Here is a 22,324-nt window from a genome sequence, read left to right on the forward strand (position 1 = left end):
GCCCGCGCCTCCGGGAGTCCCGGAGGGGTCCGGAGGACCGGGAGGGTTCCGGAGGGCGCGGGCCCCCGCCGGCGGGGCGGCGGAGTGCCGGGGCCGTGCGGCTCAGCAGCCCTTGTCGCCGTGGGCGATGCCGATCGCCAGGTCGGGCAGGGTGATCGCGCCGGAGATCGTGGCGGCGTTGGCGTCGGCGTTGAGGTTCTTGATGTCCGTCCGGCCGCCGGTGGCGTCCAGACCGAACTGGCCGGCGGTGCCGTCGGTGATGCCGGTGCTCTTGATCCCCGCGCTGTCGGCGGCCGCGCCGATGACGTTCGGGCTGCCGTCGGCGGCGTGCAGGGTGGCCGTCGACGCCTTGAGCGCCTGGGCGTCGAGGACCAGCTTGTTCGCCTGGAGCCCGGCGCCGGCCACGAGCTGCTCGCTGGTGAGCGGGGTCGCGGCGGCCGGCGAGGAGATGTTGAGCGACCAGGTGCCGAGGCTGCCGATCACCGGGAGGTTGACCGACTGGACGGCGTGGACGCAGATGCCGTCGAGGCCCGCCTTGGCGAGGCCGACCTCGGCGGAGCCCTTCGGCCCGCCCGCGTCGACGGTGTGCATGACCGCGCCGATGCCCTGCGGCGCGGCCACCGTCTTGGAGCTGAGGGTGAAGGGGACGCTCGTCAGCGAGAGGTTCGCGGCGAGGGCGCCCTGCACCATCGCCGTGGCCATGGCGCCGATCGCCACGGTGGCCGGCAGGGCCAGGAACACCGATCTGCGCCAGCGGGTGACCCCTCTGGTCTCTTCCTGCATGTGCTCTCCAACCGTCGTCCCGCACGTGTCGCGCGGGTGGGGTGCGAACACAGCCGTGCGTCCTCGGCCGGATGGTCGGAGACGGATGACACTTTGCGGCTGCATGTTCGAGAATTGGACACTCTCTTATGGAGTGTCAACACTTCGGACAATCCTGAGGAGAATTCCTCTGGACTAGGCTTGGCCGATGCCACGGTTCAGGGAGACGGTCCGGACACTGCTGCGCGAGCGCCTGCTCGACGCGGCGTACGAGGCGGTCGCGGACCGCGGCTTCGACAAGCTGCGCATGGCGCACCTGGCCGGCGCGGTCGGCGTCAGCCGGCAGACGCTGTACTCGGAGTTCCCCTCCAAGGAGGCGGTCGGCGAGGCCCTCTTCCAGCGCGAGCTGGAGCGCTGCCTCGTCGGCATCCAGGCGGGCCTGGACGCGCACCGGGACGACCTGCGCGCGGCCGTGGAGGCCGCCGTCGGCTTCACGCTCACGCTGGCCGGCCGGAACCCGCTGATCAGGGCCATGCTGACGAGCACGGGCGAGGACGGACTGCTCCCCTACCTGACGACCCGGTCCGCGGCGGCGTTCGCCACGGCCACGGCGATGGCCGACGCGTACGTCACGGAGGCCTGGCCCACCGTCGACCCGGTGGCGCGCGAGCTGGCCGTGGACGCGGCGGTGCGGCTGACGGCGAGTCACATCGTGCAGGCCACCGCCTCCCCCGAGGAGTCGGCACGGCGCATCGCGGACACGGTGGTCAGGGTCGCCCTGAGCACGGGCCGCGAGAAGCTCCCGCCGAGTCCGGTCACGTAGCCGCCTCAGGGGCTCGCCCCCCGGTACTCCTCCAGGACCGGCCGGTTGCCGAGGTCCGGGGACGCGGAGACGGGGAAGGCGCGCACGCCGACCCTCCCCTCGATCCGGTCGATCTCGCCCCAGCCGTACGCCCGCGAGTCGTCCGACAGGTCGGGGTTGTCGCCCAGGTAGAAGAACGCGCCCTCGGGCACGGTCCGCAGCGCCGCCCGCGCCGAGCGGCTGCCCTCCGGGGTGCAGCAGGCGCCCGTACGGTGGGCCTGCGCGGCCCACTGGGGCGCCGCCACCCGGTACAGGGGCCCCTTGCCGCCCTCCTGGAGGAGGACCTGGAAGGGTTCGTCCGGCGTGGAGACGATCGCGATCCGGTCGCCGGGGAGTCCGATCACCCGCTTGACCAGGAGGGTGTCCTTGTGGGTCGCCCGCAGCAACACCACGTCGAACCGGCGCGCCTCTCCGGCGGAGCCCGGGGCGGCGAGGACGCGGTCGCCCTGGTGGAGGGTGGGGGTCATGCTGGTGCCGTCGACCCGGATGCCGAGGGCGGTGACGGCCACCCAGGCGAGGAGGCAGAGCAGGACTCCGGTCCCGAGGACGGCGCCGGCCGCCCGGCGTGCGCTCACCGGCGCCGGGTGGGGTCCGGGGGCCGCACGCCACCGGACCGGTCGATTTCGGTCATGGCGGGACGGTAGGCCGGACGGCGGACGACGGCTGTGACCGTACCGCTCAGGGTTGTTGACCGCGCGGGCCCGAAGGACGGTACGGGGCTACCCCCGCCCCCTCCCCTGGTACGCCCGGGGCGTCTCGCCCGTCCAGCGCCGGAACGCCCGGTGGAACGCGCTGGGTTCGGAGAACCCGAGCTGCCGGGAGAGCCGCTCGATGGAGACGCGGCCGCCGGCCAGTTCGGCGAGGGCGTGGTCGCGCCGCACCTGGTCGCGAAGGCGCTGGTACGTCGTCCCCTCGGCGGCCAGCCGACGGCGCAGGGTCTGCGGGCTGACGGAGAGGCGCACGGCGAGCTCCTCGGGCGTCGGCACCGGCCCGGCGGGCAGGGCGCGCCCGATCAGGTGCCGCACCCGGCCGGTGACCGTACTGCCGTAGTCGGCGGAGACGAGCACGTCGACGGGGGCGCGGCGCAGGAAGACCTTGAGCGCGGCGGCGTCGCGCAGGACGGGCTCGCGGAGGTCCGCCCGGTCGAAGACGGCGGCCGTCCGCTCCGCGCCGAAGACGCAGGGCGCGCCGAACAGGAGGTCGTACTCCCGGGCGTGCCGGGGCTCGGGGTGGACGAACTCGACCCGGCGCAGGCCGACCCTGCGCCGGATCAGCCAGCTTGCGAAGCGGTGGGCGACGAGGACGGTGGACTCGGCACCGAAGTGGAGGGGGTCGTCGTACCCGGAGATGTCGAACTCCAGTCGGGCCTCGTCGGCCTCCTCGCCGTCGGGGGCCTCCGGGCCCGGTCCGGGCTCCACGAGGCGGAAGCGCGGTCCGGCCGGGAAGAGGGAGTAGAAGGTCTGGGCGCGCCGGAGGGCCTCGCCCAGGTCCCGGCTGCCGTGGACCACGACGTGGGCCATCATCGCGAAGGTGCCGACCTTGCTGGGCGCGCCGCCGAAGCCGATCAGCTCGTCGTCCAGGGTGTTCCACAGCGTCCTGACGAGCCGGCCGAACTGCTCGGCGGGGACCCGGGCCTGGGGCTCCTCCAGGACCGCCGGGGGCAGCCCGGCCCGGGCGAGGAGCGGCCCGGCGGCCACCCCGTGCCGCTCGGCGCCGAGCAGCGCGGCCCGCACGTGGTGGGAGCTGACCGACCGTGTCGACACGTGCGTCGCCTCCGTTCCGGCCGCGTCGCGCTCCGGACCCCCGAAGCTGGACACTTTCCTGGAAGGATGTCCAGGTTCGGACATTCTACTGAGAACTGTAAGGCCCTTCGTTCCCCTCCCGGACGGGAGGAACGGAGACACCGCGGCCACGGGATACGGTGACGAGGTGACGGAGACGCTGCCCGCCGACGTGGCCCTCGTGCTGGAGGCGGTTCTCGGAGAGGACGATCCGGTCCACCTCGCGCTCCGCCGGCAGGTGCCGCACCTCCGCGTGCAGAGCCGCTGCACGTGCGGCTGCGGCACGGCGTACTTCGCTCTCGACACGCACGCGGTGGAGCCGGCGCCGTCCGGCCCGGGCACCGTGGTGGCGGCCAAGGTCCTCGTCCTCACGGAAGACGGCGAGTGTCCCGGCGAGGTCCTGGTCTTCGCGCAGGGCGGCTACCTCTCGTGGCTGGAGGTCTGCTCGTGGAGCGACGGGACCGAGGTGACCCTGGCCACCGCCGAACGGTCACTGCGCCGCGGACGCCGGCCTTCGCCCGGGGCCGAGGCGCCCGGGTGACCCGCCGTCGAACGGCCGTTCCCCGACGCCCGTCCTGACCGCACCACCGCCGGGACCGATCTCCACCCGCCGCGACCGCCGCCCGTCCGGCTGCCGACGACACCGACGGCCGAACCGGCACCGAAGGCGGAGCCCCCGCAGCCGCACCCTCAGCACCCCAGCGGCTCGGCCACCTTCCGCAGCGCCCCGACGACCGCCCGTACGGAGGGGCGGCGGCCCGCGTCGGCGCGCCAGGTGGCGTAGATGTGGCGTCGCATCTTCTGGCGTACGGGCACGAAGGCGACGCCCTCCGGCACCGGGCGGCCGAGGCGGGGGGTCACGCAGACGCCGAGTCCGGCCGCGACCAGCGCGAGCTGGGTGTGGTGCTCGCCCGCGAAGTGGCCGATGCGCGGCTCGATGCCCTGTGAGCGCAGGGTGAACATCAGCCAGTCGTGGCAGAACTCGCCCTCCGGCCAGGACACCCACTCCTCGTCGGCGAAGTCGACCAGGTCCACCTCCTCGCGTCCGGCCAGCGGGTGCCCGGCGGGCAGCGCCACGTCGGCGGTGTCGTCGAAGAGGTGGGCGCGCTCCAGGCCGCCGGGCACGGGCGCCCGCTTGTTGCTCCAGTCCAGGACGATCGCGAGGTCGGCGTCGCCGCGCAGCACCGCGCGCACCCCCGGCTCCGGCTCCAGCTCCGTCGTGCGGACCCGGAGTTCGGGATGGCCGGCGCGCAGGGCGGCGAGCGCGCCCGGGAAGAGGCCCCGGGCCGCCGTGGGGAAGCCGGCGAGCCGCACCTCGCCCACGACCCGCCCCCGCTGGGCCTCGATGTCGGCCTGGGCCATCTGGACCTGGGAGAGGATCCGGGCGGCGTGCTCGGCGAGCAGCATCCCGGCGTCGGTGAGGCGCACGCCCCGCCCGTTCTTCGCGAGCAGCCGCTGCCCGACCTCGCGCTCCAGCTTGGACAGTTGCTGGGAGACGGCGGAGGTCGTGACGTGCAGTCCGTCGGCCGCGCCGCTGACGGAGCCGTGCCGGGCGACGGCGTCGAGGGTGCGCAGGCGCTCCAGGTTCAACATGTAAGCGATCCTAAGGGAAGGGGTCGAGGAAGTCTCACTTGTCCTAAGGGGTCGCTCGCCCCCACCCTGAGTGCCATGAGTCCCGCAGCCCCGCCCTCCATTCCCGCCGTCCCTCCCTCCGCCTCGTCCGCCGGGCCGTCCCGGCCCGCCTCCCGCCTGCTCGACTGGCGCGTCCGGTTCGGTGCGCTGGCCCTCGTCTGGGGCTTCAGCTTCCTCTTCATCAAGGTCGGCACGGAGGGCTTCGCCCCCCTCCAGGTCGCCTTCGGACGGCTCCTGTTCGGTACGGCGGTGCTCGCCGTCGCCCTGGTCGTGAAGCGCGACCGGCTGCCGCGCGGAGCCCGCGTCTGGGGTCACCTGGCGGTCGCGGCCTTCCTCCTCAACGCGCTGCCGTTCTCCCTCTTCGCCTACGCGGAGCTGACGATCCCGTCGACCCTGGCGGGCATCTGCAACGCGACGACCCCGCTGTGGGGCATGCTGCTCTCCCTCGTCGCGCTCTCCGAGGACCGCCCGACCCGGGTCCGCGCGGCCGGCCTGGGCATCGGCTTCGTCGGCGTGCTGACCGTGCTCGGCGCCTGGCAGGGCTTCTCCGGTCTCGACGCGACCGGCACCGCGCTCGCCCTCCTCGCCTCCTTCAGCTACGCGGTCGGCTGGATCCACGTCCGCCGGACGCTGGCCGGCTCCGGCGCCTCGAACCTCTCGCTCGCCGGTTCCCAGGTGGGCCTGGCGACGCTCCAACTGGCCGTGGTCACCCCACTGTTCACCTCGGCCCCGGAGTCGGTGGAGCTCCTGCCGCTGCTCGCCGTGATCGCGCTCGGGGCGCTCGGCACGGGGTACGCGATGCTGCTCCAGTACGGCATCGTCGCGGAGGTCGGTCCGACGACGGCCTCCATGGTCACGTACTTCATCCCGGTCATCGCCGCGACGGCGGGCGTCACGCTCCTGGGCGAGCGGCTCGGCTGGAACACCCCGGTCGGCGCCGTCGTGGTCCTGGCGGGCGCGGCCCTCACCCAGACCCGCGCCTCCCGCCGCCGTACGACTCCCCCGGTCGAGGCGGCGGTCGCGGCCCCGGAAGCGCCGGAGCCGGCCCCCACTCTCCCGAAGCCCGCCGCCCGCGCCTGAGTTTCCGTACCCCCGGGGTGACGACCCGGGGGTACGGGTCGCGCTCCGGAGGTGCGGACCACGGCCCGGAGCACGAGCCGCGCCCCGGGGACACGGGCCACAGCCCGGAGGCGCGGTCCCCCCGCTCAGGCTCGCGTACGCCGGCGGGCGACGTTCCGTTCCAGGAGCCGCGTCGAGGCGGCGACCCCGGCGCCGCCGTCCGGGGCGGGGGCCGGCAGCCTGCCGTCGGCGCGCTTCAGTTCGGCAAGCGCCGAGTCGATCGCCTCGTGGGCGGCGAAGAGGCAGGGGGTGCTGTAGATCGCCACGTCCACGCCGAGTTCGGCGAGTTCGGCGAGCGAGAGGCGCGGGGACCTGCCGCCCCCGATCTGGTTGAAGAGCAGCGGCTTGCCGTCGACCACCTCGCGGATCCGGCGGATCCACTCCACGCTGCGCACGCCGTCCACGAGGACCACGTCGGCGTCGGTGGCGGCCAGGCACTTGGCCCGGTGGAGGATGTCCTCCTCCTCGGTGGCGTCCGTGCGGGCCACCACGACCATGTCCCGGCGGGTCGCGAGGACCATCTCCAGTTTGGCGAGGTACTCGTCGAGCGGCAGGACCTGCTTGCCGTCCGCGTGGCCGCAGCGGCGCGGGCGCTTCTGGTCCTCCAGGACCACGCCCGAGGCGCCGGTCCGCTCCAGGGACTCCACCACGTGGCAGGCCACCTCGGGATCGACGTAGCCGTCGTCGATGTCCACGAGGAGGTGGTGCCGGGGGAACGCGCCGCGCAGCCGCTGCACGAAGGCGACCATGTCGGGCCAGGCGATGAAGCCGATGTCCGGAAGCCCGTAGTACGAGGCGGCGAAGCCGAACCCGGAGACGAACATCCCGTCGTAGTGCGCGGCCGACAGGGAGGCCGAGTACATGTCGTACACGCCGATCAGCGGGGTCGTCCCCGGTTCCGCGATCCGGTCGCGCAACCTGCTGCCGTGGCTCATCGTCCGACTCCTGGGGGTGTGGGAGAACACGGGAAACGTGAAGGGGCGCGCACCACCGGGGAAGGGTGGGCCCGCGCCGGAACCCGATGATTCACCGACCGGGAGCGGGACTCGCGCCCCGCAGGGGGCGACTCACCCTCCAGGCGTAGCGCATTCACCGCAGAAACGTCACCGGGACGCCACGCGCAGCGGGTGGCGGCCCTTCCGGAGAGGGCCTACCCGTAACTCCGCGCCGGTGCGGGCCCCGCCGCCCCCGCGACGGCGTCGGCCAGGGGCTCGACGTCCGCGACGGCCAGGCCGGAGACGGTGAGCCGGACGGCCGGACCGGTGTCCATCCGGAACCGCGCGCCCGGGGCCACCGCCCAGCCCGCCGCCAGGAGCCGCGCGACCGCGCCCGTCTCGTCGGCGACCGGCACCCACACGTTCATGCCGGAGCGCCCGTACGCCTCGACGCCGCGCCGGGCGAGGGCGCGGACGAGCCCGTCGCGCCGCTCGCCGTACGAGCGCGCGACGACGGCCGGGTCCACCGCTTCCGAGGCCCACAGGTGCGCGACGGTCCACTGGAGCAGCTTGCTGACCCAGCCGGGGCCGAGCCGCTGCCGTCCGAGGACCCGGTCGACGGTCTCGGCGTCCCCGGTGAAGGCGGCGATCCGCAGGTCGGGGCCGTACGCCTTGGCGACCGAGCGGACGAAGACCCAGCGGTCGGTGGTCCCGGCCAGGGGGTGGAGCGGCTGCGCGACGATGCCGTGCCCGTGGTCGTCCTCGACGAGCAGGACGCCGGGGTGCGCGGCGAGGACCCGCCGCAGCTCCCGGGCCCGGTCGCCGGTGACGCAGGCGCCGGTCGGGTTCTGCGCCCGGTCGGTGACGATCACCGCCCGCGCCCCGTCCCGCAGGACCGCGCGCTCGACCTCCTCCGGGAGCGGCCCCCCGTCGTCGACGGCGACCGGCACCGGCCGCAGTCCGAGCGCGGGCACCAGGTCGAGGAGGCTGCCCCAGCCCGGGTCCTCGACGGCGACGGCGTCGCCCGGCCTGAGGTGGACCGCGAGGACCCGTTCGATGGCGTCGAGGGAGCCCGAGGCCACGCCGACGGGCCCGTCCGGCACGCCGTCCGCGTCGAAGGCGGCGCGGGCGAGCCGCCCGAACTCCTCGTCGACCGGGGCCTCCCCGTACATGCCGGGCCGCTCGGCGTACCGGCGCGCGACCTCCGCGAGGGCGGTGTCGAGGGACGGGAGGAGGGCGCGGTCGGGGCTGCCGTTGCTCACGTCCCGCACCCCGGCGGGCGCCTCGACCCGGATCGAGCCGCGCGCGGTCGTGGCGGGGCGGGGCCGCACCCGGCTGCCGCGCCGCCCGTCGGTCTCGATGACCCCGCGCTCGCGCAGGGTGCGGTAGGCGGCGGCGACGGTGTTGGGGTTCACGCCCAGGGTGGCCGCCAGTTCCCGCATGGGCGGGAGGAGTCGGCCGGGCGCCAGCGCTCCGGCACCCACCCCCCGCTCGACGCTGGCGGCGATGTCCGATGCGCGACGGCCTTCGATCCGATACTCTCCTAGCACAAACACGATTATGCACTAGAGCAATGGAGTACGCAATGAGCGCCACCGCCGAAGGCCTCCCGCCCACTGCCCCGGAACCGACGCCGACCGACGCCCCCGTCCCAGGACCGACGCCGACCGGAGCCTCCGCCCCCGCCCCGGAAGCGACACCGTCCGCCGCCTACACGCCGACCGTCCGGACCGTGCCCACCCGCTCGCGGGAACGCGCCTCCTACGACAGGCAACTGGTCCACTCGATCCTCGACGACGCCTACGTCTGCCACCTCGGCTTCGTCCGCGACGGCGTGCCCGTCGTCCTCCCCACTCTCTTCGGCCGGGTCGGCGAGCGCCTCTACGTCCACGGCTCCACCGGCTCGCGGCCGCTGCGCGCGACCGGCGACGGCACGAAGGCCCCCGGCCTTCCGGTCTGCCTGACCGTGACCCACGTCGACGGCCTCGTGCTGGCCCGCTCCGCCTTCCACCACTCGCTCAACTACCGCTCGGTCGTCGTCCACGGCACCGCCCACCGGGTCACCGACCCCGAGGAGCTGCGGATCGCCCTCGACGCCCTGGTGGACCACGTCGTCCCCGGCCGCTCCGCCGACTCGCGCCCCGCGAACGCCAAGGAGCTCGCCGCCACCGCCGTGATCCGCCTCGACCTCGACGAGGTCTCCGCGAAGGTCCGCACCGGCGGCCCCAACGACGACCCCGAGGACCTGGCCCTCCCCCACTGGTCCGGCGTGGTCCCCGTGCGCGGCGGCTACGGCGCCCCGGTCCCGGCGGACGACCTCGACCCGTCCGTCGCCCTGCCCGGCTACCTCGCCGCGCTCTGACGGCGGGCGAAGGAACGCGCGGACCATGCCGGACGACCGGCCGGCGCCCGCCCGGGAGGGGCGCGCCCGGAAGAAGGCCCGGCCCTACGCCACCGCGGCCTCGCGCCTGCGTTCCACCGCCGTCCGCGTCTCCGCGAAGGCGAGGCCCGTGACGGCGGCGAGGAGCAGCAGCGTGCCGAGCACGATCGCGGCGGTGAGCCGCTCACCGAGGAGCGAGACCGCGATCAGGGCGGCGCTCACCGGCTCCAGGAGCATGATCACGGAGACGGTGGCGGCCCGGACGACCGCCGCTCCGGCGAAGTACAGCGCGTACGCGAGCGCGGTCGGCACCGCCGCCACGTACCCGAGCAGGAGGAGTACGCCCACCGGCTCGCCGGTGTGCGGGACGAGCCCCTCCGCGAGCGCCGCGGGCAGCAGTCCGGCCGCCCCGATCGCGAAGGCCCAGGTGGTCGTGGTCAGGGCGTCCGCGCCTCCGCCGGCGCGGCCGAGCCGGCGGGTGAGCAGGGTGATCGCCGCGTACCCGGCGGCCGAGACGACCGCGAGGACGACGCCCACCGGGCGCACCTCGGCGTCGCCGCCGCCCAGGACGAGGACGACGAGCCCGGCGAGCGCCCCGGCCACGGCGGCGGTCCCGCCGCGGCCCAGCCGCTCCCCCAGGGTGAGGCGGGCACCGAGCGCGATGAGGACGGGACCGGAGCCCAGGGTGACGACGGTGCCGACGGCCAGGCCGGTGGCCTCGACGGCGGCGAAGTACGCGCTCTGGAAGACCGTGAGGCCGACGCCCGTGCCGAGGATGCGGACCGCCCTCCGGCGGCGCGGTTCCTCCACGGCGGTGCCGGACGCGCGGCGGGACCGCAGGGCGAGGGCACCGAGCAGCAGGACCAGGCCGCCGGCGCAGCGCCAGAAGGAGAGGGCGAGGGGGCCCATGTCGCTGACGCGGAAGACCAGCGAGGCGGCGGCACCGGCCGTGCCCCAGGCGATTCCGGCGACGATCAGGTAGCAGAGGCTCCGCCCGACGGACAGGGCGGATCCCGAGGAGTTCGACACGTGACTTCTCCGTGGAAGACGGGAGGGAAAGGTGGTCGCTCGGCTCCGCGCGCGGGCAGCGACGGACCACCCGGCGGCGAGGGATCGCCGCTCGGGCCCGGTCTTCGTCGGGGAGGGTCTCCGCGCGCGCTAGGCGGCGGGAGGCGGAAGCACGGTCGGATGCATGATCGGCACCCTACGGGGCGGTCCGTCCGGCGGACAACCCGGCGTCCCGGTCGGCCGTCTCCGTCGCGGCACCGCTCCCCGCCCCGGTCCCGTTCGCGTCGCCCGCTCCGCCGGCCACGGGCCCGGACGGCGGCGCCTTCGGCGTCGAGGACTGGGCGATGAAGGCGCCGACGAGGACCACCGCGCCGCCGACGATCTGCGGCGCGCCCAGGTGCTCGCCGAGCAGGACCCAGGCCAGGACGGTCGCGATGACGGCCTCCAGGCAGGCCACGACGCCCGCCACCTGCGGGGAGAGCCGGCGCACCGAGACGACGCCGGTGGTGTAGGCGAAGACGGTGGCGATCAGCACGATCCAGCCGAGCAGCAGCCAGGCGGGCACACTGGCGTCGTCCATGGCGGCGCGGCCGCCGAGGACCGCCCAGTCCATGCCCCAGGGCCGGGCCACGACGGTGAGGACGAGCGCGCCGACGATCAGGCCGTACGCGATGACGCCGACCGGGTCCGCCGGTTCGGCCTCGTCGGAGCCCTGGTCGGAGAGGACGAAGTAGCCGACCTGGCAGCAGGCGGCGGCGAGCGCGAGGAGGAGGCCGGGGAGGTCGAAGCTCAGTCCGGACCAGACCTGGACGACGCACGCGAGGCCGCCGACGGCGAGGACGACGCCGAAGGCGGCGGCGCGGGTGACGGGCCGCCGCTGGACGAAGCGGACCCAGCCGAGGACGAGGGCCGGGGCGAGGTACTCGACGAGGAGGGCGACGCCGACGGGGATGCGGGAGATCGAGGCGAAGTAGAAGGCCTGGACGCCGGCGACGGCGAGCAGTCCGAAGCCCAGGAGGAGGGCGGGTTTGCGGCGCAGGAGGTCCCGGTGGCGCCAGGCCACCGGCAGCATGACGAGCGCGGCGCCGGCGACCCGGAGCCAGACGACGTGGAGCGGGTCGAGTCCCGCCTCGATGAGCGGCTTGGCCGCCACTCCCGAACCACCGAATGCGAAGGCCGAGGCCAGGGCGAGTCCCAGGCCGGCGCTTCTCCCCTGAGACGCGTGCATGGGGTCATCATGACAGGGCGCCGTCAGGGGTGTAACCCCCGTTACACCTGTTGAGACGGCCCCCCGTGGCGGGCTCCGCCGGAGGTGCCGCCGGGGGAGGGGTCACCGGCGCGGTCGAGGGCTTCGCACGGGGCGCACAGGCGGTCGGCACGGGCGGCCAGGGCGGCCGGGTCGACCCCGGCGCGGCGCAGCACCTCGACGGCCCGGCTCTCGGGGTCGGCGGCGACGACGGCGAGCAGGTCGACGCCCCGGGCCTGCGGCTCGCCGCGCTCGGCGGCCCGCCGGAGGGCGCCCTCCAGGGCGGCGGCCGCGGCCGGCGACCAGCCGGAGGCCCGAACGTCCCGGGGCTCGGCCCCGCGCGTCGCGGGCAGCAGGCGCCGGGCTCCCGAGTCCTCGACGGAGCGCTGCCAGCGCAGGCCGTAGCCGATGGACCGCTGGACCAGGTAGCCGAGGACGCGGGCGAGCCGCTCGCGGCCCTCGAAGACGGCGGCGGCCTCGGGGTCGGACTCGACGAGGGAGTGCAGCAGGTGCGCGGTGTCGATCTGGCGGTCCCCGTCCCGCAGGGCCCTGCGGCGCGCGCCCGAGACGGCCGCCGCGAGCGACGGCGTCAGGAAGGGGAGGAGCTCCGCGCGCAGGGCGGCGGGCTGCCGGAGCGACGGGGGGCGCGGGACGGGACTGTGCACGCTCCCACCTCATCAGGCCGGGGCGGCCGGAACATCACCGGGGAGGAGCATGTCCGCGTCCCACCGGAGGTGGGCACGGGTGCGCGGTTCCTCCTCCTTGCGAAGGAGATCGCCCCCGACACGCCCGGAGGGCCGCGCGCCGCCTTGCCTCGCGGCCCTTCTGCAACCACGGCCCCTCTCCGCTCGTCTTTCCGAACGTGTTCTGGACGGTGGGTCTGCCCGCGCTCGACGGGCGGCAGTACGTGTACCGGGTGTACGCGCCCCGGGAGGCGCTGCCGGCCGATCTGTTCTGGGCCGCGTTCCACTGCCACGAGGAGGACGGGGCGCCGCGCGCCTCCGACAGCTTCGACGCGGCGGAGATCCGGTGGGTGGGCGACGGGGCGGGCCCGACCGCGGCGGAGCTGACGGTCCACCGGTCCTGAAGGCGGGAGAAACGGAGGAAGGGGCCTGCGGCGATCGCCGCAGGCCCCTTCCTCTCGTCTCAGTCCTCGTCGGCGAGGATCAGGTACAGCTTCTTGCGCGCCTCGTTGATCACGGCGACCGCCTTCTCCCGCTGCTCGGGACTGCCGGTCTTCCAGACCTGCCCGAACGCCTCCATCAGGCCGAAGCCGGCCTGCCGGATCTCGTTCACGGCCTCCCAGTCGACCCCGCGCCCGGCCTCCTCCCAGGGGGCCTCGGGACCGTCCTCGGCCTCGGCGCGCCCGGAGTCGGTGAGCGTGAACAGCTTCTTGCCGCCCTCGCTCGCGCTGGTGATCAGCCCCTCGTCCTCCAGGAGCTGGAGGGTGGGGTAGACGGAGCCGGGACTGGGCTTCCAGGCCCCGTCGCTGCGCTCGCCGATCTCGCGGATCATCTCGTAACCGTGCATCGGGCGGTCCTTCAGGAGCGCCAGGATCGAGGCCCGCACGTCACCGCGCCGCGCCCGTCCCCGGCCGCCACCGCGACCCCGCCCCCCGAAGGGGCCTCCACCGAACGGTCCGCCGCCGAACCCGGGCCCGAAGGGACCGAAGGCGGCACGCCGCCCCTCGAAGTCTCCCCGGCCTCCGGGGCCACGGCCTCCACGACCGGCTCCGTGTCCGTTTCCGTACTCGTGTCCATGTGAACGCATCGCAACGCTCCTTCCATCGGGATTTCTTCTACGAACCATCGCGATGCTTCAACGATATATCGGAACTGTTCGGTGAGCAAGGGGACCGAAAGGGATGCACGCAAGGGGAACGCCAGTTCGATTACGGAGGAACCAAAAGAGGGTGCCCCCGGCCGGGGGCACCCTCGCGGGCCTCAGTCCAGACAGAACTCGTTGCCCTCGATGTCCTGCATCGCGATGCAGGACTCGTTCTCCTCGTCGGCGAACAGCGTGTACAGGTGCACTCCGCCGAGCTCGACCAGCCGGGCGCACTCCGCCTGGAGCGCGGTGAGGCGCTCCTCGCCCACGAGCCCGGTCCCGGCCCGTACGTCGAGGTGCACCCTGTTCTTGGCGACCTTGCCCTCCGGAACGCGCTGGAAGAACAGCCGCGGGCCCTCGCCCGAGGGATCGACGCAGGCGAACCACTTCACCTCGTGCCCGGGCGGCAGCGAGCGGTGGTAGTCGTCCCAGGTCTCGAACCCCTCGGGCACCGGCGGCACGACGTAACCCAGCACCTCGCACCAGAACCGGGCGAGGCGCTCGGGGTCGGCGCAGTCGAAGGTGAGCTGGAGTTTCCTGATCTTTGACATCGGCACACCTTAGGGGCGTGCGCCGCCGACGAGGAACCCGATATTTGACCTTGTCACGGTGTCAAGGCCTTCACTGACGCCGAGGAGGTGGTCCCGATGACCATGTCGAAGGAAGAAGAGGGCGGGACGGCACGCGCGCTCCGGGCACTGGGGAGCGACGACCCGTCGGTCCGGCTGCGGGCGGTGCTGGCGATCGGCACGGCCCCGGGCGAGGACCCGGGGACCGTGGGCGGCCTCGTCGAACGGTGCGCGGTCGAGCCCGACTTCTCCGTACGGGAGATGCTGACCTGGGCGCTCACCCGCCACCCGCCCTCGATGACGGTCCCGAAGCTCCTGCACGAGGTCCGCTCGGGGTGCGCGCGGGCCCGGAGCCAGGCCCTGCACACCCTGTCCAAGATCGGGGACCGGCGGGCGTGGCCGGTGATCACCCCGGCGCTGCTGGCCGACCCCGACGACGAGGTGGCCCGGAGCGCCTGGCGGGCGGCGGTCGTCCTCGTGCCCGAGGGGGAGGAGCACGGGCCGGCCGTAGGGTTGGCGACACAGCTCGGACGCGGCGGACGCGAGATGCGGCTGAGCCTCAGCCGGGCACTGATCGCGCTCGGGGAGGCGGCGCTGCCGGTCCTCGCCGCCGCGGCGACGGATCCCGACCCCGACGTGCGCGCGCACGCGGTCGCCACGGAACGCCTGTGGCGCGACCCGGAGGCCGGGTTCGAGTCCGCGGTCGAGGAGGCGAAGCGCGTCGTGGCCCTCGGCGGGGCCGGACAGGAGGGATGACAGGCGTGTTGATCGGTGACGTGGCCCGGCGCTCCGGGGTCAGCGCCCGCATGCTCCGGCACTACGAGACGCTCGGCCTGGTCCGCCCGACGGGCCGCACCGGCTCCGGCTACCGGGAGTACTCCGACGAGGACATCCGGCGCATCTTCCACGTCGAGAGCCTGCGGTCGCTGGGGCTCTCGCTGCGCGAGGTCGGGCGCGCCCTCGGCGATCCCGGCTTCGCGCCCGCGGAGCTCGTCGACGGCCTCGTACGCCGGACGCGGGAACGCATCGCGGCGGAGACCGAGCTGCTCACGCGGCTCCGCCGGATCGGCGCCGCGGAACCCGGCGACTGGGAGGACGTCCTCCGGACCGTCGCGCTCCTCCAGGCGCTGGGGTCGACGAGCGCGGGAACGCGCCAGCGCGCGGCCCTGTCCGCGTCCGAGGAGGCTCCCCTGCCGGTGGAGGCGCTGGTCGAGGCCGTACTGAACGAGTCGGACCCGAACGTCGCCGGGGCCCTGCGCTGGGCCCTGGCCCGGGCGGGCGAGGACGGACCGGCGCTCCTGGCGGAGGGCCTCGGCTCCCCGGCCCCCGAGGTACGGGAACGCGCCGTCCGGTCCCTCGCCGAGCTGCCGGACGAGGAGGCGACCGCCCTCCTGCGGGACGCCCTCGCGCACCCCGACACCACGGTCCGGGGGCACGCGGCCGTGGCGCTCGGGGCGCGGGGCACGGCCGAGGCGATCCCGACGCTCGTCGACCTGGTCGCCGGGGAGACGGAGGGAACAGGAAAAACGAAGGGGACGAACGACGTGGACGCGGCCGACGCGCTGAGCGCCCTGGCGGACGACCCCGCCCTGGCGGACCGGATCGCCACCGGCCTCGTCGACCGCCTCGCCCGCGCCACCACCGGACCGTCCGCACGCCGCCGGCTGACCCAGGCCCTCGCGGACATCCCGGGCCCCACGGCCTCACGCGCGCTCGCGGACCTCTCCAGCGACGAGGACCGCGCCGTCGCCCTCACCGCGACGTACGTCCTCGGACTCCGCGACGGACGCTGACGTCCCCGCCCCCGGCACCGGCACCGGCACCGGCACCGGCACCGGATACTGAACGGCGTGATCCCCGCATACCCGTACGCACCGCTCAACGACCCGGCGGACTTCGCGTTCCGCCTCGCCGCGGCGGAGGACTGGACCGACGCGGCCCTGGAGTCCCGGCAGGAGGGCCGGTGGACACCGACGGAGACGGAGTACCTGATCCTGGCCGACGTCGTGGCGGCCACCAACCCCCTGCACGGCGGCCGCCTGCCCCCGCACACCGGCGCGTCGGTGTACGTGCGCCTGGGACGGATCAGGAACTGGGCCGGCGTGCTGCGGCTCGCCGCCCGGGCCGGGGGCTGGGAGCTCCGCCCCGTCGTGGGCACGGACCCCTACGCCCTCACCCGGCCGCTCGGCGCGGCCGACCTGCTGTCCGGCGTCTACGCGCTCGCCGAGCAGGGCGAACAGTGGCAGCGGCTGATGCTGGCGACCGTGGGCGACCTCAACGCCGCGGCCCGCGAACGGCCCTCACCACGGCCCCGGCCCCAGCCCCTGGAAGAGGCGGTCGAGGAACGCGCACCGGGATTCGCGAAGGACCTGGCCGCCGCGGAGCGGTTCTTCACCGGCCCCGGCTCACTGGAAGACCTCCCGCTCGCCTTCCCCTGACCGGGCCCGCACCCCGTCCTCCACCTCGCTGACCTGTTCGCGTGAAGCCCGCCGAAGACCTCCGCTTCCCTCCCGCGCTCGCCGCCCTGGCGGTCCGGTTCGACCACGTCGGCGGCGGCGTCGACTTCGACCCCTTCCCGGCCTTCCTCTCCCCCGGCGAGACGACCGAGTGGCTCCGGTCCTGGACCGGCAACGAGCAGCTCACCGGTGAGGACTTCCGGGTGTTCGGACAGGACGGCACCGGCGGATACGCCGCGTTCTGGCCGGTCCGCCCGGACTCGGCGCCGGAGAACCAGCCCGTCGTCTTCTTCGGTTCCGAGGGCGAGACCGGCGTCGTCGCCCGCGACCTGGGCTCCTTCCTGCGGCTCCTGGCCGACGGCGTCGACCCCTGGGAGGCGGCCAACCCCTACGGCCCCGTCCCGTCCCCGCACCCCCACCCCGAACTGACCGCCGTCGCGGAGCGGTACGCACCCGGGCTCCGCGCCCCGGCGACCACCGTGATCGAACGGGCCGCCCGGGAGTTCCCCGACTTCGACGACGTCGTCACGAAGCTCTGCCGCTGAGCCCGGAGGACCGCTCCGCGCTCACCCCACTGCGGCACCCCGCCGGCACCAGCGGGAGCGGCACCGACCACAGCCGCGGCTCCGGGCCGGGCCGGGACGCGCACCACACCCCCGTGGCTCCATCAGGTCCAGTTCTCCGCGATTGGCCTTGGCCGCCGGAAATCCGCCCCCGGTACCGTCGGCGCCATGCGCATCCGAATCGTCGACGCCTTCACCGACCGGCCCTTCTCCGGCAACCCCGCGGGGGTCCTCCTCCTCGACTCCTTCCCGGAGGACGCCTGGCTCCAGAAGGTCGCCGCGGAGGTCAACCTCTCCGAGACGGCCTTCGCCCACCCGCTGCCCGCCGGCGGCGAGGCGGACTGGGCCCTGCGCTGGTTCACGCCGACCACCGAGGTCGACATGTGCGGTCACGCCACCCTGGCCACCGCCCACGTCCTGCACACCACCGGCGCCGCGACCGGCACCGTCCGCTTCGCGGCCCGCTGCGGCGTCCTCGGCGCCACCGCCGAGACCGACGGCACCATCACCATGGACTTCCCGACCTCGCCCCTCACCCCCGTCCCCGGTCCGGACGGCCTGGAGAAGGCGCTCGGCGCCGAGGTCGTCGCCGTCCACGACACCGGGATCCACATCGGGGACCTCGTCGTCGAGCTGCGCGACGAGGCCGCCGTCCGCTCCCTCGCCCCCGACCTCGCCGCCCTGAAGACCATGTCCTCGCGCGGGACCATCGTGACCGCCGCCGCCGAACGCCCGGACAGCGGCTACGACTTCGTCTCGCGCGGCTTCTTCCCGGCCGTCGGCATCGACGAGGACCCGGTGACCGGCAGCGCCCACACCGCGCTCGCCCCCTACTGGTCGGCCCGGTTCGGCCGCGACGAGCTGACCGGCCTCCAGGGCGGCGCCCGCACCGGCCTCGTCCGCACCCGGCTGCGCGGCGACCGAACCCTCCTCGGCGGCCGTGCCGTCACGGTCATCGAGGGCGACCTGCACGCCTGACCGCTCACCGGCCACCGGCCGGAAGCACCACGGCCGAGGGGCGTACGGAGGATTCCGTACGCCCCTCGGCCGTCTACGCCCCTCGGCCGCCCAAGCCCCTCGCCCGTCGTCGCGACCGCCCGTCACACGGTCGGCAGCCACCCCACCTTCCCCGCGAGCAGCCCGTACCCGACGAAGGCCACGATGTCGAGCAGCGCGTGCGCCACGACCAGCGGCCCGACCCGGCCCCAGCGGCGGTACAGCAGGACGAAGACCACGCCCATGACCACGTTGCCGAGGAAGCCGCCGATGCCCTGGTAGAGGTGGTACGAGCCGCGCAGCACCGAGCTGGCCACCAGCGCGGCCGTCGGCGACCACCCCAACTGCCCCAGTCTGCGCAGCAGGTAGCCGACGACGACGACCTCCTCCAGGACGGAGTTCTGGATCGCCGACAGGATGAGGACCGGGTACTTCCACCACACGTCCGGCAGTGACTCGGGCACCACGGTCAGGTTGAACCCGGACGCCCGCGCCGCCAGGTAGAAGGCGAGCCCGGCGCTCCCGATCCCCGCCGCGACCAGCGCCCCGCGTCCGAGGTCGGGCCACGGGCGGGTGCGGTCGAAGCCGACGGCCCGCAGCCCGGAGCCCTCGCGCAGCAGCAGGTGGGCGACGAGGACGACCGGCACGAGCGCCGTGGCGATGCCGAAGAGCTGCCAGGACAGGTCGAGCCAGGGCCGCCCGGGGGCGTACGAGCCGTTGAGCGTCGCCGCCTGCTCCTTCAGCGCCCCGGGCCTGGTCAGCGAGCCGATGAAGCTGATGAGGGCCGACACCCCGCTCGCCCCGAGCGAGAGGGCGAGCACGATGAGCGTCTCGGAGCGCAGCACCGTGCGCGGCAGTCCCCCGGGGGACGGGGAAGCGTCTCTCACTCGTTGGTCCGACACCACACCTGACTCCACTCCCCGGACGACACGTCCCGGACGACCCGAACCGTCCGGACATGATCGCCCATGAGCCGCCCGGGAAGGGGACGGGGGCAGGGGGCGGAGCCGTCAGTGGATCCCCACCGGCCAGGTGTGGACCGGCTCCCCCTCCCTCATCAGCGTCCGGTAGCGGCGCGTCGTCGCCGCGAGCGCCGTCTTCCGGTCGAGGCCCGCCTCCAGGGCCCGGTGGAAGGTGTCGACCTGCCAGGAGGCGCCGTTCACCCGCCGCCGGCAGCGCTGCTCGATCACCCCGAGGTAGAAGTCCCGGTCGGCGGGTTCGACGTGCCAGGCGTCGAGCCCGGCCGCGGCGAGCGGCAGCAGTTCGTCGAGGACGAGCCGTACGGCCGGCAGGGTGGCGACGCCGCCCGCGCGCCCCGGCCGGGGCCAGCGCAGCTCCGCCTCGATGCCGTGACGGCAGGCCGTGTCGAAGTTGGCCTCGGCGTCCTCGAAGGACATCCGCTTCCACACGGGCCGGGTCTCGTCGGCGAGCGCGCGCACCAGGCCGTAGTAGAAGGCGGCGTTCGCGATCACGTCCGTCACGGTCGGTCCCGCCGGCAGGACCCGGTTCTCGACGCGCAGGTGCGGGACGCCGTCGACCAGACCGTACACCGGCCGGTTCCAGCGGTAGACCGTGCCGTTGTGCAGGACGAGCTCCTGGAGGCGCGGCACCCCGCCCCGGTCGAGGACGAGCAGCGGGTCCTCCTCGTCCTGGAGGGGGAGGAGGGCGGGGAAGTAGCGGAGGTTCTCCTCGAAGAGGTCGTACGCCGAGTCGATCCAGCGCTCCCCGAACCAGGTGCGCGGCCGCACCCCCTGGGACTGCAGCTCGGGCGGCCGGGTGTCGGTGGCCTGCTGGAAGAGCGGCGGGCGCGACTCCCGCCACAGCTCCCGGCCGAAGACGAAGGGGGCGTTGGCGCCGAGCGCGATCTGCACTCCGGAGACGGCCTGCGCCGCGTTCCACACGGCGGCGAACCGGGCCGGGGTCACCTGGAGGTGGAGCTGGACCGAGGTGCAGGCGGCCTCGGGGACGATCGACTCCGAGGTGCACTGGAGCCGTTCGACGCCGTGGATGTCGAGGATGAAGTCCTCGCCCCGCGCGGCCAGTATCTGGTCGTTGAGCAGGGCGTAGCGGTCGTTGTCCGACAGGTTCTCGGGGACCAGGTCGTGCTGTTCGAGGGTGGGCAGCACGCCGATCATGACGACGCCCGCGTCCAGCTCCGCGGCCTTGCGGTCGGCGTACCCGATTCCGGCTCCGATCTCCTCCGCGAGCCGGTCGAATACGCGCCCCTCGAGCTGGTGGGGGGCGATGTTCACTTCGAGGTTGAACATTCCGAGTTCCGTCTGGAAATCGGGGCTCGCGATCTTTTCGAGAACCGGCCCGTTCAGCATGCGGGGCAGGCCGTCGGGACCGGCGAGATTGAGTTCGATCTCCACGCCCATGAGATTGCGCGGCCGGTCGAACCTCTTCTCCGCCAGGAGCCTCGCGAGCCCCGCCAGACATTGCTGGAGTTTCCTCCGGTACTGCTGCCGGTCGGACGGGCCGAACCCGTCGGCCACGACCTTCTCGCCCATCGAAGCGTCCTTCCCCGGGTGGGCGGCCGTCAGGGCGGCCGCGCGTCACGGACCATGATGCCCACCTCTTTGATCCACAACGCCTGCGGGACGGGCCTGTCGGAGGATAGGCTGGATGCAGCACTCCAACGGCACATTCCACGGGCACGGAACAGACGACATATACCAATGTCATATTGTCCTGGGATTCGGGATCGGAATTCAGCCGACCGGCTCCTCGCGGTGTGCGCAGGTGAGAGAGGTATCGTCCTCCTGATTCCGCTTGAACGCCCCTCGAAGACGACCTGATGATGTCTTGTCAGGAATATCGGCGACGTCTAGCGGAAACACTGTGTGAACACATGTCGTATAAACTCCGCGGACGAGGCAGAGTGTTGGCGCCCGGCCATGGCCCCACGGCCCCTCTCTGGCCCCGCCGCCGACAGCGCCGTCGTACCTGCCCACGCGTCACCGTGTCTCCTGAGCGAGAGGCGACCCACCATGCTCCGACCCTCTCCGGCCCCTGCGCCGGCCCTCCGCAGCGTCCTCGCGGCGCTCGGCTCACCGACCGCCGTCCGTGAGGCGCGCACCCCCGCCCTGCGGGCCGCGCAGGGACCGCTGAGTCCCGAACTCCCCCTGCCCGTGCACGTGTTGGGCGTCACCGGAGCCCCGGGGCACCCTCCCCGCATCCGGCTCGCCGGATGGCGCTTCCTCATCCGGAACGGGGACCGGACGATCGCCGGCGCGGACAGCATGCTCACTCCGGACGGCTGGTCCTTCTCGCACTTCTTCGAGGGGCCGTACGTCTCCGCCACGGAGCGGGCCCTGCACCAGGCCGAGGGCCTGCCGGACGTGTACCAGCCCCGGCTGCTCTCCGTGCCGGAGCTCTACATGCTGACCCTCTGGCTGCACGCCGATCCGGAGACGGACGGCACCACCGTCGCCCCGGGCACCGCCGACCTGCTGGTGCCCCTGGCCCCCGCGCCGCCGGGAATCGCGTCCCACCGCCCGTTCCCGATCGCCGACCTGCTGCCCGTCCTCAGCACGCGCCTCGCGCCGCCGCCCCTCCTGGGCTCGGCGGCGCCCGCCTGATCCATCCCACGCGCACCCGCGCCCCGTGACCCGACCGGGCCACGGGGCGCACCGCTGTCCGAAAAGCCCGCCCGAACGCGCCGCCCGAACGCCCCGCCCTTACGGACTAGCCCGCTCGGACCACCCCGAACCATCCGAAGGGACGGGGTGGTCGGGCCGAACCGCCCCTGCGGGTGACGCGTCCTTCCCGGAGAGGACGAGCTGCCGCGAAATCCCTGCGGAAGTCCGTCCCGGGGGCAAGACTTGGACCGGAACCGAACCGACCGACGGGGGCGGCCGTGAGCGCGCAGAGCCGCAGGACATCCACCACGACGCAGCGAAAGAATCCACCCATGTGCCAGCACCAGCCCGCCTGTCCCACCGCCGACTCCGCCGACCGCGAGGCGGCCCGACTGACGGCACACCACCCGGAGCAGGGCTGGAGCCTGCTGTGCAACGGCGTCCTGCTCTTCGAGGACACCGGTGAGCTCCTGCCGGACGGGCAGATCATCGCCCCGCACCGGCCGCTCACGGCGGGCCGGGTGACGACCGCCGCCTGACGGGGCGGCACGAAGCCCGAGGGCCGGTCCGGAGAAGAACTCTCCGGACCGGCCCTCGGTCATGAAAC

At 74.2% G+C, this 22,324-nt stretch carries 25 protein-coding genes; 12 read left to right on the forward strand and 13 right to left on the reverse strand.

Going from position 1 to position 22,324, the window contains the following annotated elements:
* Nucleotides 1-102: 102 nt before the first annotated feature.
* Complete coding sequence (locus ACFYNX_RS28605) at nt 103-783, reverse strand: cholesterol esterase (RefSeq protein ID WP_365547535.1); 681 nt, start codon at nt 781-783, stop codon at nt 103-105.
* A gap of 187 nt (nt 784-970) precedes the next feature.
* On the opposite strand from ACFYNX_RS28605, the gene ACFYNX_RS28610 reads away from it, so the two are divergent.
* Entirely contained in the window at nt 971-1,585 is a 615-nt protein-coding gene (locus ACFYNX_RS28610; protein ID WP_365547533.1) for a TetR family transcriptional regulator, read from the forward strand.
* 5 nt (nt 1,586-1,590) lie between these two features.
* Here the strand turns inward: ACFYNX_RS28610 and lepB are convergent, their stop codons facing one another.
* Together lepB and ACFYNX_RS28620 are read right to left on the reverse strand one after the other, a co-directional pair.
* Nucleotides 1,591-2,199, reverse strand: coding sequence for a signal peptidase I (lepB, locus tag ACFYNX_RS28615; RefSeq protein ID WP_365547530.1), 609 nt, complete (start codon nt 2,197-2,199; stop codon nt 1,591-1,593).
* 144 nt (nt 2,200-2,343) lie between these two features.
* Nucleotides 2,344-3,387 (reverse strand): AraC family transcriptional regulator, encoded by a 1,044-nt coding sequence (locus ACFYNX_RS28620; RefSeq protein ID WP_388665424.1) that lies wholly within the window; start codon nt 3,385-3,387, stop codon nt 2,344-2,346.
* Between the two features lie 166 nt (nt 3,388-3,553).
* Here ACFYNX_RS28620 and ACFYNX_RS28625 point away from each other — a divergent pair, with 166 nt between their 5' ends.
* Nucleotides 3,554-3,946, forward strand: coding sequence for a hypothetical protein (locus ACFYNX_RS28625; RefSeq protein WP_388665426.1), 393 nt, complete (start codon nt 3,554-3,556; stop codon nt 3,944-3,946).
* A gap of 149 nt (nt 3,947-4,095) precedes the next feature.
* On the opposite strand, the gene ACFYNX_RS28630 is transcribed toward ACFYNX_RS28625, so the two are convergent.
* Complete coding sequence (locus ACFYNX_RS28630) at nt 4,096-4,998, reverse strand: LysR family transcriptional regulator (RefSeq protein WP_388665428.1); 903 nt, start codon at nt 4,996-4,998, stop codon at nt 4,096-4,098.
* Nucleotides 4,999-5,073: 75 nt separating this feature from the next.
* Here ACFYNX_RS28630 and ACFYNX_RS28635 point away from each other — a divergent pair, with 75 nt between their 5' ends.
* Entirely contained in the window at nt 5,074-6,117 is a 1,044-nt protein-coding gene (locus ACFYNX_RS28635; protein WP_388665430.1) for a DMT family transporter, read from the forward strand.
* 125 nt (nt 6,118-6,242) lie between these two features.
* Here the strand turns inward: ACFYNX_RS28635 and ACFYNX_RS28640 are convergent, their stop codons facing one another.
* Complete coding sequence (locus ACFYNX_RS28640) at nt 6,243-7,091, reverse strand: oxaloacetate decarboxylase (protein ID WP_388665432.1); 849 nt, start codon at nt 7,089-7,091, stop codon at nt 6,243-6,245.
* A 215-nt stretch (nt 7,092-7,306) separates the two neighbouring features.
* On the reverse strand, nt 7,307-8,641 hold the full coding sequence (locus tag ACFYNX_RS28645) for an aminotransferase class I/II-fold pyridoxal phosphate-dependent enzyme (protein ID WP_388665434.1): 1,335 nt from the start codon (nt 8,639-8,641) through the stop codon (nt 7,307-7,309).
* A gap of 35 nt (nt 8,642-8,676) precedes the next feature.
* Here ACFYNX_RS28645 and ACFYNX_RS28650 point away from each other — a divergent pair, with 35 nt between their 5' ends.
* Nucleotides 8,677-9,453 (forward strand): pyridoxamine 5'-phosphate oxidase family protein, encoded by a 777-nt coding sequence (locus ACFYNX_RS28650; RefSeq protein WP_388665436.1) that lies wholly within the window; start codon nt 8,677-8,679, stop codon nt 9,451-9,453.
* Nucleotides 9,454-9,537: 84 nt separating this feature from the next.
* Here ACFYNX_RS28650 and ACFYNX_RS28655 read toward each other — a convergent pair whose 3' ends face one another.
* From ACFYNX_RS28655 to ACFYNX_RS28665, 3 genes are all read right to left on the reverse strand, one after another.
* On the reverse strand, nt 9,538-10,500 hold the full coding sequence (locus tag ACFYNX_RS28655) for a DMT family transporter (RefSeq protein ID WP_388665438.1): 963 nt from the start codon (nt 10,498-10,500) through the stop codon (nt 9,538-9,540).
* Nucleotides 10,501-10,675: 175 nt separating this feature from the next.
* On the reverse strand, nt 10,676-11,707 hold the full coding sequence (locus ACFYNX_RS28660) for an EamA family transporter (RefSeq protein ID WP_365547502.1): 1,032 nt from the start codon (nt 11,705-11,707) through the stop codon (nt 10,676-10,678).
* 41 nt (nt 11,708-11,748) lie between these two features.
* Nucleotides 11,749-12,390, reverse strand: coding sequence for a Clp protease N-terminal domain-containing protein (locus tag ACFYNX_RS28665; RefSeq protein WP_388665441.1), 642 nt, complete (start codon nt 12,388-12,390; stop codon nt 11,749-11,751).
* 197 nt (nt 12,391-12,587) lie between these two features.
* Here ACFYNX_RS28665 and ACFYNX_RS28670 point away from each other — a divergent pair, with 197 nt between their 5' ends.
* Nucleotides 12,588-12,812 carry a hypothetical protein gene (locus ACFYNX_RS28670; RefSeq protein ID WP_365547499.1) on the forward strand — a complete coding sequence of 75 codons (225 nt, stop codon included), beginning with the start codon at nt 12,588-12,590 and terminating at the stop codon, nt 12,810-12,812.
* A gap of 59 nt (nt 12,813-12,871) precedes the next feature.
* On the opposite strand, the gene ACFYNX_RS28675 is transcribed toward ACFYNX_RS28670, so the two are convergent.
* Together ACFYNX_RS28675 and ACFYNX_RS28680 are read right to left on the reverse strand one after the other, a co-directional pair.
* Nucleotides 12,872-13,495 carry a PadR family transcriptional regulator gene (locus ACFYNX_RS28675; RefSeq protein ID WP_365547496.1) on the reverse strand — a complete coding sequence of 208 codons (624 nt, stop codon included), beginning with the start codon at nt 13,493-13,495 and terminating at the stop codon, nt 12,872-12,874.
* Between the two features lie 173 nt (nt 13,496-13,668).
* Nucleotides 13,669-14,103, reverse strand: coding sequence for a VOC family protein (locus ACFYNX_RS28680; protein WP_388665443.1), 435 nt, complete (start codon nt 14,101-14,103; stop codon nt 13,669-13,671).
* A 96-nt stretch (nt 14,104-14,199) separates the two neighbouring features.
* On the opposite strand from ACFYNX_RS28680, the gene ACFYNX_RS28685 reads away from it, so the two are divergent.
* The 5 genes from ACFYNX_RS28685 (at nt 14,200) to ACFYNX_RS28705 (ending at nt 18,118) form a co-directional block, all read left to right on the forward strand.
* Nucleotides 14,200-14,877, forward strand: coding sequence for a HEAT repeat domain-containing protein (locus ACFYNX_RS28685; RefSeq protein WP_388665445.1), 678 nt, complete (start codon nt 14,200-14,202; stop codon nt 14,875-14,877).
* A 5-nt stretch (nt 14,878-14,882) separates the two neighbouring features.
* Complete coding sequence (locus ACFYNX_RS28690; protein ID WP_388665490.1) at nt 14,883-15,914, forward strand: HEAT repeat domain-containing protein; 1,032 nt, start codon at nt 14,883-14,885, stop codon at nt 15,912-15,914.
* A 57-nt stretch (nt 15,915-15,971) separates the two neighbouring features.
* Nucleotides 15,972-16,559: a hypothetical protein gene (locus ACFYNX_RS28695; RefSeq protein ID WP_388665447.1), complete on the forward strand. Its 588-nt coding sequence runs from the start codon at nt 15,972-15,974 to the stop codon at nt 16,557-16,559.
* Between the two features lie 41 nt (nt 16,560-16,600).
* The gene (locus tag ACFYNX_RS28700; protein WP_388665449.1) at nt 16,601-17,122 is read left to right on the forward strand and encodes an SMI1/KNR4 family protein; all 522 of its coding nucleotides are present in this window, start codon (nt 16,601-16,603) and stop codon (nt 17,120-17,122) included.
* Between the two features lie 186 nt (nt 17,123-17,308).
* Nucleotides 17,309-18,118: a PhzF family phenazine biosynthesis protein gene (locus ACFYNX_RS28705; RefSeq protein ID WP_388665451.1), complete on the forward strand. Its 810-nt coding sequence runs from the start codon at nt 17,309-17,311 to the stop codon at nt 18,116-18,118.
* Nucleotides 18,119-18,240: 122 nt separating this feature from the next.
* On the opposite strand, the gene ACFYNX_RS28710 is transcribed toward ACFYNX_RS28705, so the two are convergent.
* Together ACFYNX_RS28710 and ACFYNX_RS28715 are read right to left on the reverse strand one after the other, a co-directional pair.
* The gene (locus ACFYNX_RS28710; RefSeq protein ID WP_388665453.1) at nt 18,241-19,023 is read right to left on the reverse strand and encodes a CPBP family intramembrane glutamic endopeptidase; all 783 of its coding nucleotides are present in this window, start codon (nt 19,021-19,023) and stop codon (nt 18,241-18,243) included.
* A 123-nt stretch (nt 19,024-19,146) separates the two neighbouring features.
* Nucleotides 19,147-20,646 (reverse strand): glutamate--cysteine ligase, encoded by a 1,500-nt coding sequence (locus ACFYNX_RS28715; RefSeq protein ID WP_388665455.1) that lies wholly within the window; start codon nt 20,644-20,646, stop codon nt 19,147-19,149.
* 480 nt (nt 20,647-21,126) lie between these two features.
* Here ACFYNX_RS28715 and ACFYNX_RS28720 point away from each other — a divergent pair, with 480 nt between their 5' ends.
* Both ACFYNX_RS28720 and ACFYNX_RS28725 read left to right on the forward strand, forming a co-directional pair.
* Complete coding sequence (locus tag ACFYNX_RS28720) at nt 21,127-21,717, forward strand: hypothetical protein (RefSeq protein ID WP_365547469.1); 591 nt, start codon at nt 21,127-21,129, stop codon at nt 21,715-21,717.
* A gap of 332 nt (nt 21,718-22,049) precedes the next feature.
* A complete protein-coding gene (locus ACFYNX_RS28725) occupies nt 22,050-22,256 on the forward strand; it encodes a DUF5999 family protein (RefSeq protein ID WP_053648929.1) in 207 nt (68 codons plus the stop codon).
* Nucleotides 22,257-22,324: the final 68 nt, after the last annotated feature.

Source organism: Streptomyces sp. NPDC007872, assembly GCF_042868165.1.
Taxonomy (GTDB): Bacteria; Actinomycetota; Actinomycetes; order Streptomycetales; family Streptomycetaceae; genus Streptomyces.

Bases quoted from the DNA above. Each gene is read 5' to 3' on its own strand.
- ACFYNX_RS28685 (WP_388665445.1), top strand. From the start codon at position 14,200: ATGACCATGTCGAAGGAAGAAGAGGGCGGGACGGCACGCGCGCTCCGG.
- ACFYNX_RS28660 (WP_365547502.1), bottom strand. From the start codon at position 11,707: ATGCACGCGTCTCAGGGGAGAAGCGCCGGCCTGGGACTCGCCCTGGCC.
- ACFYNX_RS28720 (WP_365547469.1), top strand. From the start codon at position 21,127: ATGCTCCGACCCTCTCCGGCCCCTGCGCCGGCCCTCCGCAGCGTCCTC.
- ACFYNX_RS28715 (WP_388665455.1), bottom strand. From the start codon at position 20,646: ATGGGCGAGAAGGTCGTGGCCGACGGGTTCGGCCCGTCCGACCGGCAG.
- ACFYNX_RS28640 (WP_388665432.1), bottom strand. From the start codon at position 7,091: ATGAGCCACGGCAGCAGGTTGCGCGACCGGATCGCGGAACCGGGGACG.
- ACFYNX_RS28610 (WP_365547533.1), top strand. From the start codon at position 971: ATGCCACGGTTCAGGGAGACGGTCCGGACACTGCTGCGCGAGCGCCTG.
- ACFYNX_RS28650 (WP_388665436.1), top strand. From the start codon at position 8,677: ATGAGCGCCACCGCCGAAGGCCTCCCGCCCACTGCCCCGGAACCGACG.
- ACFYNX_RS28675 (WP_365547496.1), bottom strand. From the start codon at position 13,495: ATGCGTTCACATGGACACGAGTACGGAAACGGACACGGAGCCGGTCGT.
- ACFYNX_RS28705 (WP_388665451.1), top strand. From the start codon at position 17,309: ATGCGCATCCGAATCGTCGACGCCTTCACCGACCGGCCCTTCTCCGGC.
- ACFYNX_RS28605 (WP_365547535.1), bottom strand. From the start codon at position 783: ATGCAGGAAGAGACCAGAGGGGTCACCCGCTGGCGCAGATCGGTGTTC.
- ACFYNX_RS28635 (WP_388665430.1), top strand. From the start codon at position 5,074: ATGAGTCCCGCAGCCCCGCCCTCCATTCCCGCCGTCCCTCCCTCCGCC.
- ACFYNX_RS28680 (WP_388665443.1), bottom strand. From the start codon at position 14,103: ATGTCAAAGATCAGGAAACTCCAGCTCACCTTCGACTGCGCCGACCCC.
- ACFYNX_RS28630 (WP_388665428.1), bottom strand. From the start codon at position 4,998: ATGTTGAACCTGGAGCGCCTGCGCACCCTCGACGCCGTCGCCCGGCAC.
- ACFYNX_RS28725 (WP_053648929.1), top strand. From the start codon at position 22,050: ATGTGCCAGCACCAGCCCGCCTGTCCCACCGCCGACTCCGCCGACCGC.